This window comes from Bacillus sp. Cr_A10, from assembly GCF_029222665.1.
Classification (GTDB): domain Bacteria; phylum Bacillota; class Bacilli; order Bacillales_A; family Planococcaceae; genus Psychrobacillus.
In genome coordinates, this window is sequence record NZ_JARHXR010000006.1 from 25,329 (window position 1) to 40,857 (window position 15,529).

Consider the following 15,529-nt stretch of genomic DNA (forward strand, 5'->3'; position numbering starts at 1 on the left):
AGAAGGTGACTTGCATGGCTTGCCATGTAGGAATGTGAACAGAACGAATTATCATACATATTAATAGGTCTTGTTATAGTAGAAACAATTTATAGGAGGATGTGGGACTATGATTTATGCAAAGCTATTTATACAAATGATTGTAGTAGCAATTTGTATTTATTTTGTTAGTGGACGGTTAATGGGCACACAGATAAAGTTCACTAAGCGTATATTGTCGGTTGTTCTTAGCGTGTCCTTAACCTCTTTTGTGTATTGGTATTCTTATTTACGTTATACGGATTATTTGAATGAAAGCATGGTCACTGCAGTTACGAATGCAAGCACACTTATTTGGATTGCTAGTATGCTGTTGATCACGATGTTACTTTATCTGTTTTTTGAGTTATTTTCCCCACTTGAATTGGATGAAAGAAGAAATAGACATACCAATCAAAAGTTTTTTCTCAAACGCGTTCGAAACCAATGGCGTCAGCAGAAAAGACTGCGCCAAGTCGTTCAAATTGGTCTTACAAATGGTTTTACAAGAGCATTAAAATACGCTCGACATCGAGAAAATGACCGGCAGTTAGCAATTGCCTTCCGAGAAATATTAGAGCAGTCAGGCGGCATCTTCATCAAGTTTGGTCAAGTGTTATCTACGAGAAAGGAACTCTTTTCGGAAGCATTCATCGAGGAGCTTGGCTCATTACAGCAAAATGTGAAGCCTTTGACGGAGGAACAGGTGAAGTCAATTTTGCAAAGAAGCCTGCCTTATAGTTTAGAAAGTGTATTTTCCTATTTTGATATGAAGCCAATTGCAGCTGCATCGATTGGACAAGTACATAAAGCGATTTTAAGAAGAAATAATGAGGAAGTCGTCGTCAAATTGTTACGTCCTGATGTGAAAGATATAATGCGTGACGATTTAAATATATTAGTTGATTTTGCAGATTGGGTTTGTAGTAAATCAACTTGGGCAGAAAGTTTAGGATTTCGAGAGCTTGCAATCGGGTTTGCTGATGGTTTACGAGAGGAAGTAAACTTCGATATAGAAGTACGCAACACGATACAAATTACAAATGCGCTTGTGGAAAGTCAGTATAAAGTGAAGATACCACGTGTTTACACAGAATTTAGTAACAAATGTATGATTGTTTCTGAATATGTTCATGGTGAAAGTGTAGCGGTTGGTGATACATTATTTTATGATCTAGAGATTGATAGAAGAGAATTTGCTCGAACAGTACTTTACTCTTTCATGGAGCAAATGCTTGTTTCAGGTATATTCCATGCGGATCCACATCCAGGGAATATTTTTATAGATAAAAAGGATGGCCTTCCAATATTACTAGATTTCGGTGCAGTCGGTCGACTGGCGGCTCCTCAGCAAGAAGGGATGAAACTACTCTTACTTGGGATTCGGCAAAATGATGCGAGCATACTTTACGATGGAGTGATGTTACTTATCGAAGATGCAGACGATGCAGAACGAGAAGATATTGAACAAGCGTTAGGTCAAATATTATTGAAGATTTCTTATGTGGACCGTGTTCCAACTGAACAACTGATTCAATCTCTATTTGAAGTTGTCCGTGATTTCGGATTGTCCTTTTATCCATCCGTGGGACTTGCACTTCGCTCTCTTATCACATTAGATGGTACATTACGCATTATTACACCCGATTTTGATATTTTCGTAGAAGGAAAAGAGTACTCCAAACAGTATATAGAGTCCATATTGAAAAAACCGTTCAAAGAACCTGGTGCTACAAAGGATTTTATTGAAGAAGAGCTCACGATGATTATCCCAACGCTTCGTAAAATTCCAAGTAGAATAGACCGTCTCGTTCAGCGTGTGGAAAGTGGAAAAATCATCTTGCATCATGATATTTTCTCGGATAGGAAAAATGCAGATTTTGTTACGCAACTGTTTTCCCGATTTGTCTTATTACTTGTCGGAATTACATTTGGGATTATATCCGTAGCACTTTTAGCCATCGCCCAATTTGTGTATGAAGCGTATGCGGTATATTTAAATACAGCAGCTTATGTTGGTTTATTTCTATGTGCGATACTACTTGTCAGACTATCCATACAAGCTATTCGAGATATGAAACGAAGTAATAATTAATATAAATGCAGACTCCCTGCTTGGGGTCTGCATTTTTTAAAAGAAAAGAAAGTATAAAAATTTTGAACAGTGTCTAGCTCCAGACGCCAAGCTCCTCGAGTGACTGAAGCGCTTGTAAGGGCTTAACAGGGCGATTGCGTTTTTCTTATTTGTTTAGAACTGATTTTTTTGCTAATTGTGTTATGTAATCAAAAAATACATCGTGGTCTACATCGTATACGAGATGAACAGGGCGACCGTTTTCATTTAGTTCAGTTTTACCTTGACTTGCACCACTTGCAATCGCAATACAGTTAACAGTCTTTTTCTCCACTAAATCTTCATGGCCAAGAGTGGCAGTTGTTAACACATCCCACAAAAAGTAAGTTGAATTAGTTTGAAAATGAACTAGAGATGGTACGGCTGCATAGCATTGTCCTAAGAAATCAACACCTAGATTCTCACGTTGTCTTGCCCACATTTTACGAATGTCGTTTGTAAGAGGTACTTTATTCGTACTTTCTAGGGCTACTAAATCAATTTTGATATTCGAATTCCAAACTGTTGCAACAGCTTCCGGATCCCAGAATGCATTCCATTCAGCTGTTCCGTCATGTTCAGGCTCTTCAACATTTCCTTTTTCAAGGAATGTACCGCCCATCCAAACAAGCTTTTCGATTTTTTCTTCAATTTCTGGTGCAATTTCAAGCGCACGAGCTAAATCTGTTAATGGACCTACGAAAAGTAATGTGATTTTTTCAGTAGAGGCATTTAATTTATTTACTAAATGAATGTGGGCGGGTTCATCCACAACACCCGTTTTTAGATCGAATTCATTCAAGACTGGTAATGCATCTACATAAAACGCGTGCATACGCCAATCCTTAGGGAAGGGATTCACAGGACGAGAATTTGAAAGAGCAACCTCAACTTGTTTACCCTGTCCAAAACGGTCAATAATTTTTCGACTCGCATATTGTGCTGGTTCTAAATAACAATCAGCTGGAATAACACCAACACCGATTAATTCTACTTCTTCCATTTGTAATAATAAAAATAGTGAGATTAAATCATCTACCCCACCATCGTGATTTAAGTAAACAGGCTTTTTCAAACTAGACACTCCATTTCAATAATCTTCTATTCATATTTTTCCTCTCTAAGTATAAGCTAAAACAGTACTTTTCAACAAATAAAACCACCAGCAAGCTCTTATCAGCAATGGAAAACCCAGCAAAATATTTAGATGCACAAGATAAATATATTGCTGAAATGTTAAAATAGGCAGATGGTCTTGGTACTATAGCTACACGTGCAGATATTATTGAAAAGTTATTCAACCTGAAATGCAGACTCCCTGCTTAGGAGTCTGCATTTTGTGTTTTCTGACCGGATAAATAAAAATGTGGCCAGATAAATATATTTGTGACCGTTCAATCTCTTTAACGAGAAGCTGGATTAGTTAAAGTACGCTAGCTTCGAAATGTTCTGCACTTGTTGCGAACGCATCCTTTTCAATTGTGAATCCTAAGTCTTCAATCATCTTTAAATCTTTCTCTGCTTCTTGACCAGAGGTTGTTAAGTAGTCTCCAAGAAAAATAGAATTTGCCGCATACATAGCCATTGGTTGTAGAGAACGCAAGTTAAGCTCTCGACCACCTGCAATGCGTATTTCTTTTGTAGGCAGCATGAACCTTGCAAATGCCACAATTCGTAAGCACCACATCGGTGTCATTGGTGTTTTATTTTCAAATGCTGTTCCTTCTATCGCATGTAGGAAATTAATCGGGACAGAATCTGCATCCATCGAGTGAAGAGAACGCATCATACTAATAATATTGTCCAAAGATTCACCCATTCCGATTATTACACCGGAACAAGGGGAGATGCCTGCCTGTTTTACTTTTTCAACAGTGCCAACTCGGTCGTCGAATGTATGAGTGGAAACGATATTGTCATGAAAATCTTCCGATGTATTAATATTATGATTGTAGCGATCTATCCCAGCTTCTTTAAGTTCCTCCGCTTGGTTCTCTGCAAGTATTCCAAGGCAGCCACATAACTTTAGTGGCAATGTTTCTTTTATTTCCCTAGCTGCTTCTTTGACAGTTGCTAACTCATGTCTACTTGGACCACGACCACTTGCTACGATACAAAAAGTACCTGCCCCTAATTCAGCAGCTCGTTTTGCCCCTTCTACAATTTCGTCCTTCGTCATCATTCTATATTTTTCAATTGGGGCATTTGATTCGGATGATTGGGAACAGTAACGACAGTTTTCGGGACAAAGCCCTGACTTCGTATTAATGAGCATATTCAATTTAACATCATTGCCGTAAAAATGATGTCTAATTTTATATGCTGCATCCAGTTGAGCAAGTGTTTCTTTACTATCTGCCTGTAAAAAATCAAGACATTCCTGATCCGTCAGCTGATGGCCGTTTAACACATTTTCTGCTAGTACATTCCAGTTCATCCAATCACCTCATGTTTTAGATTTGTTTGTGTATGTGCTGGAAAAGCTCGAAGCACTTTATAAGAAATCATTGCGGAAAGTACCGATAATGCTAAGTCCTTTGGTAATGGCACTAGCATGAAAGTCCAAGCCATTTGGTAATCAAAACCTGTCGGAGCAGCAAACCAAAGTTTATAGGCTATGTACATCCAGTTTGTTCCAATCAAATAGGTAATGACTGTCCCCACAAAGGAAGAAATTAAAAGCATCCGGAACGACTTACTTTTTTCTACCATTACACCTGTAACCCAAGCCACGAGTATAAATGCCAACAAAAATCCAAACGTTGGACTTAGAATCGCACTTATCCCTCCGCTAAATCTTGCAAACACTGGAATACCTGCTAAACCAATGAATAAATAAATAATCATAGACAATGGTCCATATTTTTTTCCAAGCAAAGCACCGGCAAGCAAACTAACGACCGGCTGAAAAGTAATAGGAACTCCGGCGATAATAAAAAAAGGAAGAATGGATGTTATATTCGCTCCAATTCCCATTAACGCTGCAAATAAGGATGCCAAAATCATCCCGTGTAAACGTGATTTAACCACTTCAACTCCACACCTCTCTTTTCTATTTCATTTTCAATTATATGTATTTCAAATAAATGTGTAAACCTATTTTTATTTTAGGTTAACACAAATGACGTCTAGTAGAACATTAAGAAAAGTGCGATAATATTCTAAAATAAGAAATGTTTGTTGAAAAGGGGCAACTAAGATGGTTTATTTAGGGATGGTGTTTTTTCAAGTTGTTGCGCCTATTCTGATCATGTTGGGAATAGGAGCAGCTTTACAGATCAAGTTTCAATTTAATTTGAAGGCTTTATCGAATTTAATCACGTACTGCTTAATGCCAGCAGCAGTCTTTGTTAATATTTATGAAACAAAAGTAAACGCTTCTGTAATGACTGAAATTGTTTTGTACCTAGTGATTTTTAGTATTTGTTTAATGATTTTGGGGACAGTTGTTAGCAAACTACTAAAATTAAATAGAAATCAGGCGGCTATTTATAAAAATAGCATTGTGCTCATTAACTCTGGGAACTATGGGATTCCAGTCAGTCAGATGCTATTCGCAGCTAATCCTCTTGGTACTTCTATTCAAATAATTATCGTGATTTTCCAAAACATCATTACCTATACATACGGTTTATATAATTTAATATCTTCTACAAAGTCTGGGTTGGATATTTTACGTAGCTTATTACGCCTGCCGCTTGTACATGCGTTAATCATTGGAGCAGTGATGAACATATGGAATATAGGTATTCCCATTTCTTTGCGGATACCATTGGATTACTTGGCAAATGCATTTATTTCTATTGCACTTATTACATTGGGAGCCCAGTTAGCTCAGCTTGATATTAAAACAATATTTAACAAGGTTATATTAACAAGCACAGTTGGAAGGTTAGTACTAGGCCCGATGCTTGCGTTTGGTTTAATCATGCTGATGGATATTGATGGAGTTGTGGCACAATCCTTATTCATAGCAAGTGCATTCCCAACTTCTCGAAATAGCTCTACACTTGCACTGGAGTATGATATTGAACCAAGTTTAGCTGCACAGATTGTATTATTTTCAACGGTTGTTAGTTGCATTACCGTGACAATCGTTATTTATTTATCAAAAGTTTTGTGGGGGTAATATGAAAAAGAATTCATTACAAGCACGTATTTTTAGATTTGGGGCTATATTTGTTTCGTTAGTGGCAATAGTCATAGGGATATCCTTTTACTTTATCATTTCTCATGCCATTGAAAGACAAATAGGGGAGAGGGCCCTTAGCATAGCAATCACTACTGCAGAACGACAAGATATTATTGCTGGCTTTCAAGCAGAGAATCCTACGGATGTTCTTCAGCCTATTGCAACATCTATCCAAGAGAGCACAGGGGCAGAGTATGTTGTTATTGGAAATAAAGAAGGAATTCGCTATGCCCATCCTGTAAAGGAAAGAATCGGGCAAAAGATGGTAGGCGATGATAATGAGCAAGCACTTATTTATGGTAAATCCTATATATCGGAAGCTACTGGTACATTGGGAACAGCTCTAAGAGGGAAAGCACCAGTTTTCGATGACAAAGGAGAAATTATTGGAGTTATTTCAGTTGGATTTTTAAAGGACAATATTGCAATGATATTCATGCAGTATGTGGACAATATTGCATATATCGTTGTAATTGCTATTTTAATAGGAATTGTTGGATCTAGTATATTAGCACGCAATATTAAAAAAGAATTATTTAATCTGGAACCGTCTGAAATAGCGAGTTTATTTACAGAGCGTAATGCATTGATTGAATCTGTACGCGAAGGAATTATTATGGTGGATGCAAATGGTGTCATTACGATGGTCAATTTAGCAGCACACGAAATATTATCTTTACCAGAACAGACGGAGCTAGTTGGTCGTAATATTTGGGAAGTGATCCCAAATACGAATCTACCACAAGTTATGGAGTCTGGAGAAGATCAATTAGACCGTCCGATGGAGATTCGTGGAAAAAAAGCGATTGTAAATCGTATTCCGATTCGAGTAGGAGACAAAATAGTGGGAGCGGTTTCAAGTTTTCGTCTTCAGTCTGATATTGATCGGTTAGCTGAAGAGTTATCGCAAGTGAAGCGTTATACCGAAGCATTACGCGCACAGACACATGAATATAACAATTTTTTATATACGATATCCGGTCTTATTCAGCTAAATTCCTATGAGGAAGCACTAAGTTTAATCCATGTAGAGACAGCAGAACATCAATCATTAATTCAATTCATGACGAAGCATTTACAGGATCCATTCCTTGGTGGGATTGTTATTGGATTTTTAAATCGTGCAAAGGAATTGAAGGTACGATTTGTTTTGGATGAAGACAGTTACTTAGAGAAGCTGCCGAAACATTTACAGAAACACCTCTTTGTCTCGATTATTGGAAACTTAGTAACGAATGGATTTGAAGCAGTCGAGGGCTTACTAGAAGACGAACGGATTGTCCGAGTATTCATATTAGATAACGGAGAAGAAATTTTAATTGAAGTAGAAGACTCAGGAAATGGAATAAAAGAGGAAGTACTAAATGATATTTGGAAAGAAGGAGTTTCTACGAAGGAAGATGGAAATCGCGGATATGGTTTAGTGAAGGTACAGGAAAATGTGAATGATTTGGGTGGCTCGATTGCTATCGAAAGAGGCGATCTAGGAGGAGCTCTGTTTATCGTTTCGATTCCAAAAGGGGGGTATTTACATGACAAACCAAATTGAAATACTAATAGTGGAAGACGATAAAAGAATTTCTGATATTCATCGACGATTTATTGAAAAATTAGTAGGATTTGAGGTCATTGGTTCTGCATTTACAGGGGATGAAGCGAAGGATTGGATAATTTCCTATCAACCAGATTTAGTTTTACTAGATGTGTACCTTCCTGATACGTTAGGAACTGACTTGTTAACAGTCATACAGGAGCATAGTCCAGACACAGATATTATTTTCATCACTGCTGCAGCTGAGGCGGATATTGTGAAAAAAGCATTTCGTGGTGGTGTGGCAGATTATATTTTGAAACCATTAACATTTGAAAAATTCAAGGAAAGTCTTCTGGCTTATAAAGAAAAAAGAGATATCCTCACAGGAGAAGGCAATGTCCAAGAGGAATTAATCAAGTCACTTTGGAACAATAAAGCGACACCTACACAGTATATGGAATCGATTCCTCCTAAAGGAATCGATCCAATTACGAAAGAAAAAATAGTAAATGAGATAAAAACAATAAAGGAAGGAATTACAGCGGAATCTCTTGGTCTACAAGTAGGGGTGAGTCGATCTACTGCAAGACGCTATTTAGAATATTTAGTTTCAGAAAAGGTTGTGTATGCAGAGCTCATATACGGAACGGTTGGTAGACCGGAGCGAAGATACTTTATCCAGTAGTCGTGAACAATATGAACAAAATGAACTTAATACCCTTTATCCAACTTATAACCAAAAGCATTGAGTTTACGTAATGTTTTGATAAATTATAAACAAGCGAATGAAAACGCTATCATAAAAAGGGGTTAAGGGGGATTTAATGTGAGTATGTGGAAAAAAATTACTTCAATAGCTTTTGTAACATCACTAGCAGTAGGTTTAGCAGCTTGTTCATCCGAAGAAGGTGGAGAAGGAAAAGCAGGAGCTTCTGAGTATCCAAAAAATAATATTACGCTTGTTGCTCCATCTGGTGCAGGGGGCGGATGGGATTTAACAGCACGATCTATCGCAAAAACAATGAATGATACGAAATTAATTGAAAAACCAATCACTGTGGAAAACAAGCCAGGTGGTGGTGGAGCAGTGTACATGGCGGAATTTGCAACGAAGGAAGCAAAGAATGATTATGCATTGATGGTTAAGTCTCCACCAATTCTTATTAATAACAACAAAGCAGAAGGAAATAGCCCATATGGCTACAAGGATACAACACCATTAGCACAGTTAACTCGTGACTACGGTGCAATAGTAGTTAAAAGTGACTCTGATTTTAAAACGTTACAAGATGTATTAGATGCGATTAAAGCTGATTCAAAGGCTGTAACACTTGCAGGAGGATCTGCACCTGGGTCTATGGACCATTTAGTAGGAGTTCTACCAGCATTTGAATATGGAATTGATCCGAAAACAGTTAAGTATGTTTCGTATGATGGCGGTGGAGAAGCGGTGGCTGCTCTTCTTGGTGGAAACGCAGATGTAATTGCAACGGATGCATCTACAATTGCTACGTACGTAAAATCTGGCGATGTACGTGTACTTGCAGTTAGCTCGACAGAACGTTTAGAAGGTGATTTAGCAGATGTGCCAACATTCAAAGAGTCTGGTATCGATGCAGAATTTACAATTTGGCGAGGTATTTTCGGACCGAAAGAAATGTCAGAAGGCGCTAAAAACTACTGGTCTGAAAAACTAAGTGAAATGGTAGAAACGGAAGAGTGGAAAGCTGAGCTAACGAAGAACGGTTGGGCTAGTGAATACCGTAACGCAGAAGACTTTACCAAGTATTTAGAAGACCAAGATAAAGTGATTGTTGAATTATTAACAGCACTTGGCATGCAGAAATAAAAAGTAATTGGCGGCCATTGTTGCCGCCTTTTCTATTAGAAAGGAGAGTGCACTGTGAATAAAAAATTTGATCGAATAGCCGGAATTGCTTTTTTATTAATTGGAATTCTGTTTTTTGTAGAGAGCCAAAGAATTTCAGATAGTGCTTATGGGTCTACTGTCGGTCCGAAGATTTTCCCGATGGGCCTTGGAATAATTTTAATATTATTAAGCATTCGACTATTATATGAAACATTTAAATATAAATCGGAAGACTCCCAAAAGGAGCAATTGCAATATAAGAAGTTCCTAATCATCTTTGGAGGCGCGGTATTATATGCATTTTTCTTAGAGATAGTTGGTTACGTCGTATCTACCTTTCTATTTTTATTCATAGCTTTTCAAACGATGGAGAGAGGGAAAACAGTTTCCTCTGTAGTTATAGCAGCAGTATTTTCATTTGGCATTTATTATTTATTTTCAGAGCTTCTTGGTGGGTCATTGCCAGGATTCCCGCTGTTTTAAGGAAGGAGAGATTAAGCTATGGACACATTGCAATTTTTAGCTGACGGATTTAGTGTCGCATTTCAATGGCATAATATATTGTTCGCCTTTGTTGGTGTGGTTATCGGAACAGCAGTTGGCGTATTGCCAGGTATCGGTCCGATGAGTGGTGTTGCTCTTCTCATTCCAGTAACAGCAACGATTACATCTGGAATGCCAACTGGAGCAGCTGCAGCAAGCTCGATTATTTTATTAGCAGGAGTATATTACGGAGCGATGTATGGTGGCTCTACAACTTCTATTCTATTGAATACACCAGGAGAATCGTCTTCTGTTGTAACAACTTTAGATGGTTACCAAATGGCGAAACAAGGTCGAGCAGGAGCAGCTTTGGCAATTTCGGCAATTGGGTCATTTTGTGCAGGGATAGTTTCGTTAATTGGACTTGTACTATTAGCCGAACCACTCTCGAATGTGGCGATAAAATTTGGACCAGCAGAATATTTTTCGTTAATGTTATTAGGTTTAGCAGCAGTGAGCGGACTTGCAGGAAAATCAATGACGAAAGCATTAATGATGACTGTTTTCGGACTTATGCTAGGAACAGTAGGAATAGATGCGGTTTCGGGAATTGCCCGCTTTACATATGACCTTCCCATTTTATATTCAGGATTCGAATTTTTAACGATTGCAGTTGGTTTATTTGCCCTGGGGGAAGTGTTTAAAACAATTTTAGAACGAGATGAAGAGTCAGGGGCAATTGCTAAGATCAATCGGATATTGCCAACAAAGCAGGATATGAAGGAAAGTGCCGTACCAATTGCCCGTGGTTCACTTCTAGGCTTTTTTATAGGTGTTTTACCAGGAGCAGGTGCTACACTAGCTTCATTCTTCTCCTATATGACGGAGAAAAAATTTAGTAAAACTCCAGAGAAATTTGGAACCGGACATATTGCTGGAGTGGCGGGTCCGGAGTCAGCAAACAACGCAGCATCTGGCGGAGCAATGATTCCACTTTTAACTTTAGGGATACCTGGATCAGGTACGACCGCTATACTAATGGGTGCACTCATCATGTACAATATTCAACCAGGCCCATTATTATTTGATGAACATCCAGAAGTTGCATGGGGCCTAATCGCAAGTATGTTCATCGGGAACTTAATGTTACTTGTGCTGAATATGCCACTAGTAAGAGTCTTTGCAAAAATCATTCAGACACCAAAGAAGTATTTGCTACCAATGATTGTTGCCATCTCATTCTTCGGTGTTTACGCAGTACAATATACAACATTTGATCTCTTCATATTGTTAGGCTGTGGAGTTTTAGGTTATCTATTATCGAAGAACGATTACCCAGTAGCTCCTTTAGTTTTAGCACTTGTACTTGGCCCAATGATTGAAAACAATATGCGTCGTGCTTTAACGATTTCGAATGGAGACTTTAGTATCTTCGTAACAAAACCGTTATCTCTAGTTTTCATCATTGCAGCTGCAGCATGGTTATTGATTCCTTTACTTTTAAAATTAAAGGGACGTCAAGTTATTGTAAACGAAGAAGAATAAGGTAAATGCAGACTCTACTTGAATTGAGAGTCTGCATTTTTTTAGTTTCTGACCGGATAAATAGATTTGTGACTGGATAGAAAGTTTTCTGACCGGATATACAAAAATGTGACCGGATAAAAATAATTTCTGACCGTTTAACCGATTTATATACTAGTAGTAACCATGAATATAATTTTTTTAGATAAAGGGTGTTCAAGTGTAACGGTTGTTTCTAATCAAAAACGGTATAATCTGTTAAAAAAATATATTGACACATGAGGTATCTAATTATATATTAATTTCAGTACCAATTTTCTGAATATAATATATTCATTGAATTTATTTTTTTGCACTAACTTGTACCTACAACCTGTTGACCCTATTTATACTTAATTTAATATTGTACTAGATTGCTATGGATTATATAGTACAATTATATAAATTGAAAACGGTTGCAAAAGGAAAGAGGTACAAAAAAATTGGTTAGATTAAAAGATATTGCAAAGCACGTTGGAGTGTCAATTACTACTGTTTCTCGCGTCATTAAAAATGATTCTTCACGGAATGTGAATCCTGAAACAAAGAAAAAAGTTTGGCAGGCTGTAAAAGAGCTGGGCTATATACCAAACGAATACGCTCGGAATCTTGTCGCATCTTCCGTGCAAGAAAAGAAGAGCACTAGGAGAATCGCATGGCTTGCAAGTCCACGTCTTGCCGAGTCTAACCCATACTTTTCCAAAATATATTCCGGTATTAGTGAAACATTGAATAATGCAGGCTACTCGCTATTACTGTTAAGTAATGAGGATTTGGAAGACGAAGCTTTTTTTCATCAGATTATTAGGGAAAAGGAAGTAGATGGGGTTTTACTGATTGATAAGGTGGATGAAGAAATACTTCTTGAAATCAAGGATATGATTCCAGTCGTGGGCGTTGACTTTAACTATAGTGATCATGCAATTTCCACTGTAGATTATGACCGAGAAGAAGCAGCTTTTAAAGCAGTGGAACATCTAATATCAAAAGGACATCGTCATATCGGTTTCATCGGTGGTGGAATTGACATTACAATGACAAACGAAAAACGTTTCAAAGGATTTAAAAAAGCAATGAATGAATTTGGATTGCCTATTAGAGAAAGTTGGATCATTAATTCAAATTGGTGCTTGGAACAAAGCTATAAAGCTACAAAGGAATTATTAAATAATCCTCAAAATAATCGCCCAACTGCTATTTTTTGTGCTGGTGACTTACTAGCGATTGCTGCGATGCGGGCTGCACACGAACTTGATCTTAACATTCCAGGAGATATTGCATTTATCGGCATTGATAATAATGATATGGCTCAATATGTAGTTCCTTCATTGTCGACCATATCGATACCTCAATATGAAATGGGTGTTATCGCAGCCAAAACGCTGATGAATCAAATTGAAGATAATCCAAATATAGCTTTAAAAACCTTATTACCATTTGAATTACTAATTCGTCAATCTACATGAAATTTTGGAGATTACTTAATCAAGCATTACGGGAAAACGTTATCCGTAAATACGGGAAATTTTCCGAGATAGAAATGACAATAAATATTGATGGGGTGGAGAAATGAAGAAAGTAAGAATGGGCATTATCGGAGTTGGTCTTCGAGGCGGACTAGCACACTACTGGCATAAGCCCGAAGGTGAATCAGAAGTAGTTGCGGTCGCAGATATTTCTCAAGAGCGATTGTCAAAGTTTCAAGAGAAATTCGATTCTCCAATATTCATGACACAGGATTACAGAGAACTATTGAAACGTGAAGATGTGGATGCAGTTGCGGTGTTATCACCGGATTATTTGCATGAGGAACATGTTATAGCAGCACTTGAGGCAGGTAAACATGTCTATTCTGAAAAACCACTTGCTATTACGGTAGAAGGATGCGATCGGATTATTGACGTTTGGCAGAAATCAGGAAAACATTTAATGGTTGGTTTCAATATGCGTTATATGAGCATGTACCAGACGATGAAGGAATTAATTGACTCAGGTGCTATTGGGGAATTGAAGAGTATTTGGGTTCGTCATTTTGTCGGATTTGGTGGTTACTTCTATTACCACGATTGGCATGGAAAATCAGAAAATACAACTTCACTTCTGTTACAGAAAGGTTCACATGATCTTGACGTTATCCATTGGATTTCAGGTAAGTATGCGACGAAAGTTTCAGCATTTGGTGGGCTTGACTATTATGGTGGGAACAATCCAAACGACTTAACTTGTCCCGAGTGTGAATTAAAGAATACGTGTCCAGAGTATGTTGCCCATACATTTACGGAATGTGCATTTCGCGAAGAAATCGATGTGGAAGATAATAATATGCTCATTATGGAACTTGAAGGCGGTATTAAGGCATCTTATCTTCAATGTCATTTTACACCAGATTATTCACGGAACTATACGTTCATCGGGACAAAAGGTCGTATAGAGAATGATGATGTAAACGGAAAAATATACTTGAAAACTCGAAAAACAAACTCATGGAAAGATTTTAGTGATGTTACCTATGAGATGAAGCCTGAAGATGGTAGTCATGGTGGAGCAGATCCTAAAATTACGCAAGATTTTGTAGAGTTAGTGCTGTATGATAAACAACCTCTAACAACGCCATTTGCAGGGAGAATGAGTGTAGCAGTCGGATGTGCAGCAACAGAATCTATACGTGCAGGCGGTAAAGTAGTCAATATTTCACAAGAATCTAGCATAGTTCACAATTAAATAGGATAGCAGGAAAAGGGGTGTGATCATGACAAATTTGAGTGAAGGCGTAGGCTATGTAGAAGATACAGACAATAGAGGGAAAAAGAAGTCATTGAAAAATCGACAAAAGTTGAAGAAAAGTGTATGGGTTGAATGGAAAAAGTCTTTTAGAAAAAATTGGGAACTGTATTTATTACTTACACCCGTAATTTTATACTTTCTGATTTTTCATTACTTTCCTCTCTATGGTTTGCAAATTGCATTTAAAGATTTCATTGCTTCAAAAGGGATTATGGGGAGCCCATGGGTAGGATTTAAACACTTTGAGCGGTTCTTTGATAGTTACTATTTTTGGAGACTAATAAAAAATACATTAGGAATTGGTATTTTTACGCTAGCTGTTTCTTTTCCAATCCCTATTATACTAGCGCTCATGTTAAATGAAATAAAAAGTTTGCGTTATAAAAAATTCGTACAGACAGTTATATATGCACCGCATTTCTTATCGACTGTAGTTGTTGTAGGAATGCTCCTGTTGTTTTTGAAAACAGATGGGCTAGTCAATCAGATTATCCAACTTTTCGGAGGTTCACCGATTGATTTTATCACGGAGCCGGCTTGGTTTAAAAGCTTGTACGTGTTCTCGGATGTATGGCAGACGATGGGGTGGAGCTCCATTATTTATATTGCTGCGCTTGCTGCAGTGGACCCGGCACAACATGAAGCTGCAATGATAGATGGAGCGTCAAAATTTCAACGAATTATCCATATCAACATCCCGGCAATCATGCCTACTATTGTTATTCTTTTCATTTTGAATGCTGGATCTGTTATGGCTGTAGGGTTTGAAAAAGTATATCTAATGCAAAATGATTTAAATATGTCGACGTCTGATGTAATTTCGACATTTGTTTACCGAAGTGGAATTTTGGAAGCTCAATATAGTTTCTCAGCTGCGGTAGGACTGTTCAACTCGCTCATTAACTTCATCATGCTCATTATGGTAAATCAGATTGCAAAAAAAGTGAATGAGACAAGTCTATGGTAAGGGGT

General features: G+C 37.6%; 13 protein-coding genes and 1 pseudogene. 11 read left to right on the plus strand and 3 right to left on the minus strand.

Features of this window, described 5'->3' with window-relative positions; all coding sequences use genetic code 11:
- The first annotated feature begins 109 nt into the window (after positions 1-109).
- On the plus strand, positions 110-2,113 hold the full coding sequence (locus P2Q73_RS03275) for an ABC1 kinase family protein (protein WP_275783849.1): 2,004 nt from the start codon (positions 110-112) through the stop codon (positions 2,111-2,113).
- A gap of 145 nt (positions 2,114-2,258) precedes the next feature.
- On the opposite strand, the gene P2Q73_RS03280 is transcribed toward P2Q73_RS03275, so the two are convergent.
- Entirely contained in the window at positions 2,259-3,206 is a 948-nt protein-coding gene (locus P2Q73_RS03280) for a nucleoside hydrolase (RefSeq protein ID WP_275783852.1), read from the minus strand.
- 95 nt (positions 3,207-3,301) lie between these two features.
- On the opposite strand from P2Q73_RS03280, the pseudogene P2Q73_RS03285 reads away from it, so the two are divergent.
- Positions 3,302-3,373, plus strand: a pseudogene (locus P2Q73_RS03285) (hypothetical protein); the annotation flags it as partial.
- A gap of 181 nt (positions 3,374-3,554) precedes the next feature.
- On the opposite strand, the gene bioB reads toward P2Q73_RS03285, so the two are convergent.
- The gene (gene bioB, locus P2Q73_RS03290; protein WP_275783854.1) at positions 3,555-4,568 is read right to left on the minus strand and encodes a biotin synthase BioB; all 1,014 of its coding nucleotides are present in this window, start codon (positions 4,566-4,568) and stop codon (positions 3,555-3,557) included.
- Positions 4,565-5,137 (minus strand): biotin transporter BioY, encoded by a 573-nt coding sequence (locus P2Q73_RS03295; RefSeq protein ID WP_056830671.1) that lies wholly within the window; start codon positions 5,135-5,137, stop codon positions 4,565-4,567. The genes bioB and P2Q73_RS03295 overlap by 4 nt, the downstream gene beginning before the upstream one ends.
- Positions 5,138-5,330: 193 nt before the next feature.
- Here P2Q73_RS03295 and P2Q73_RS03300 point away from each other — a divergent pair, with 193 nt between their 5' ends.
- The 9 genes from P2Q73_RS03300 to P2Q73_RS03340 all read left to right on the plus strand — a co-directional run bounded on the left by P2Q73_RS03300 (position 5,331) and on the right by P2Q73_RS03340 (position 15,524).
- The gene (locus tag P2Q73_RS03300) at positions 5,331-6,260 is read left to right on the plus strand and encodes an AEC family transporter (protein ID WP_275783857.1); all 930 of its coding nucleotides are present in this window, start codon (positions 5,331-5,333) and stop codon (positions 6,258-6,260) included.
- 1 nt (position 6,261) lies between these two features.
- Entirely contained in the window at positions 6,262-7,872 is a 1,611-nt protein-coding gene (locus P2Q73_RS03305) for an ATP-binding protein (protein ID WP_275783860.1), read from the plus strand.
- The gene (locus P2Q73_RS03310) at positions 7,856-8,542 is read left to right on the plus strand and encodes a response regulator (RefSeq protein ID WP_056830382.1); all 687 of its coding nucleotides are present in this window, start codon (positions 7,856-7,858) and stop codon (positions 8,540-8,542) included. The genes P2Q73_RS03305 and P2Q73_RS03310 overlap by 17 nt, the downstream gene beginning before the upstream one ends.
- 147 nt (positions 8,543-8,689) lie before the next feature.
- Positions 8,690-9,706, plus strand: a complete 1,017-nt coding sequence (locus P2Q73_RS03315; protein ID WP_275784231.1) for a Bug family tripartite tricarboxylate transporter substrate binding protein — start codon at positions 8,690-8,692, stop codon at positions 9,704-9,706.
- Positions 9,707-9,760: 54 nt separating this feature from the next.
- Positions 9,761-10,210 (plus strand): tripartite tricarboxylate transporter TctB family protein, encoded by a 450-nt coding sequence (locus tag P2Q73_RS03320; protein WP_053591716.1) that lies wholly within the window; start codon positions 9,761-9,763, stop codon positions 10,208-10,210.
- An 18-nt stretch (positions 10,211-10,228) separates the two neighbouring features.
- Complete coding sequence (locus tag P2Q73_RS03325; protein WP_053591717.1) at positions 10,229-11,755, plus strand: tripartite tricarboxylate transporter permease; 1,527 nt, start codon at positions 10,229-10,231, stop codon at positions 11,753-11,755.
- Positions 11,756-12,216: 461 nt separating this feature from the next.
- The gene (locus P2Q73_RS03330) at positions 12,217-13,239 is read left to right on the plus strand and encodes a LacI family DNA-binding transcriptional regulator (protein WP_275783868.1); all 1,023 of its coding nucleotides are present in this window, start codon (positions 12,217-12,219) and stop codon (positions 13,237-13,239) included.
- A gap of 103 nt (positions 13,240-13,342) precedes the next feature.
- Complete coding sequence (locus P2Q73_RS03335) at positions 13,343-14,494, plus strand: Gfo/Idh/MocA family protein (protein ID WP_053591719.1); 1,152 nt, start codon at positions 13,343-13,345, stop codon at positions 14,492-14,494.
- Positions 14,495-14,522: 28 nt separating this feature from the next.
- Entirely contained in the window at positions 14,523-15,524 is a 1,002-nt protein-coding gene (locus P2Q73_RS03340; RefSeq protein ID WP_275783873.1) for an ABC transporter permease, read from the plus strand.
- Positions 15,525-15,529: the final 5 nt, after the last annotated feature.

Bases quoted from the DNA above. Each gene is read 5' to 3' on its own strand.
- P2Q73_RS03335 (WP_053591719.1), top strand. From the start codon at position 13,343: ATGAAGAAAGTAAGAATGGGCATTATCGGAGTTGGTCTTCGAGGCGGA.
- P2Q73_RS03315 (WP_275784231.1), top strand. From the start codon at position 8,690: ATGTGGAAAAAAATTACTTCAATAGCTTTTGTAACATCACTAGCAGTA.
- P2Q73_RS03325 (WP_053591717.1), top strand. From the start codon at position 10,229: ATGGACACATTGCAATTTTTAGCTGACGGATTTAGTGTCGCATTTCAA.
- P2Q73_RS03305 (WP_275783860.1), top strand. From the start codon at position 6,262: ATGAAAAAGAATTCATTACAAGCACGTATTTTTAGATTTGGGGCTATA.
- P2Q73_RS03340 (WP_275783873.1), top strand. From the start codon at position 14,523: ATGACAAATTTGAGTGAAGGCGTAGGCTATGTAGAAGATACAGACAAT.
- bioB (WP_275783854.1), bottom strand. From the start codon at position 4,568: ATGAACTGGAATGTACTAGCAGAAAATGTGTTAAACGGCCATCAGCTG.
- P2Q73_RS03275 (WP_275783849.1), top strand. From the start codon at position 110: ATGATTTATGCAAAGCTATTTATACAAATGATTGTAGTAGCAATTTGT.
- P2Q73_RS03295 (WP_056830671.1), bottom strand. From the start codon at position 5,137: ATGATTTTGGCATCCTTATTTGCAGCGTTAATGGGAATTGGAGCGAAT.
- P2Q73_RS03310 (WP_056830382.1), top strand. From the start codon at position 7,856: ATGACAAACCAAATTGAAATACTAATAGTGGAAGACGATAAAAGAATT.
- P2Q73_RS03300 (WP_275783857.1), top strand. From the start codon at position 5,331: ATGGTTTATTTAGGGATGGTGTTTTTTCAAGTTGTTGCGCCTATTCTG.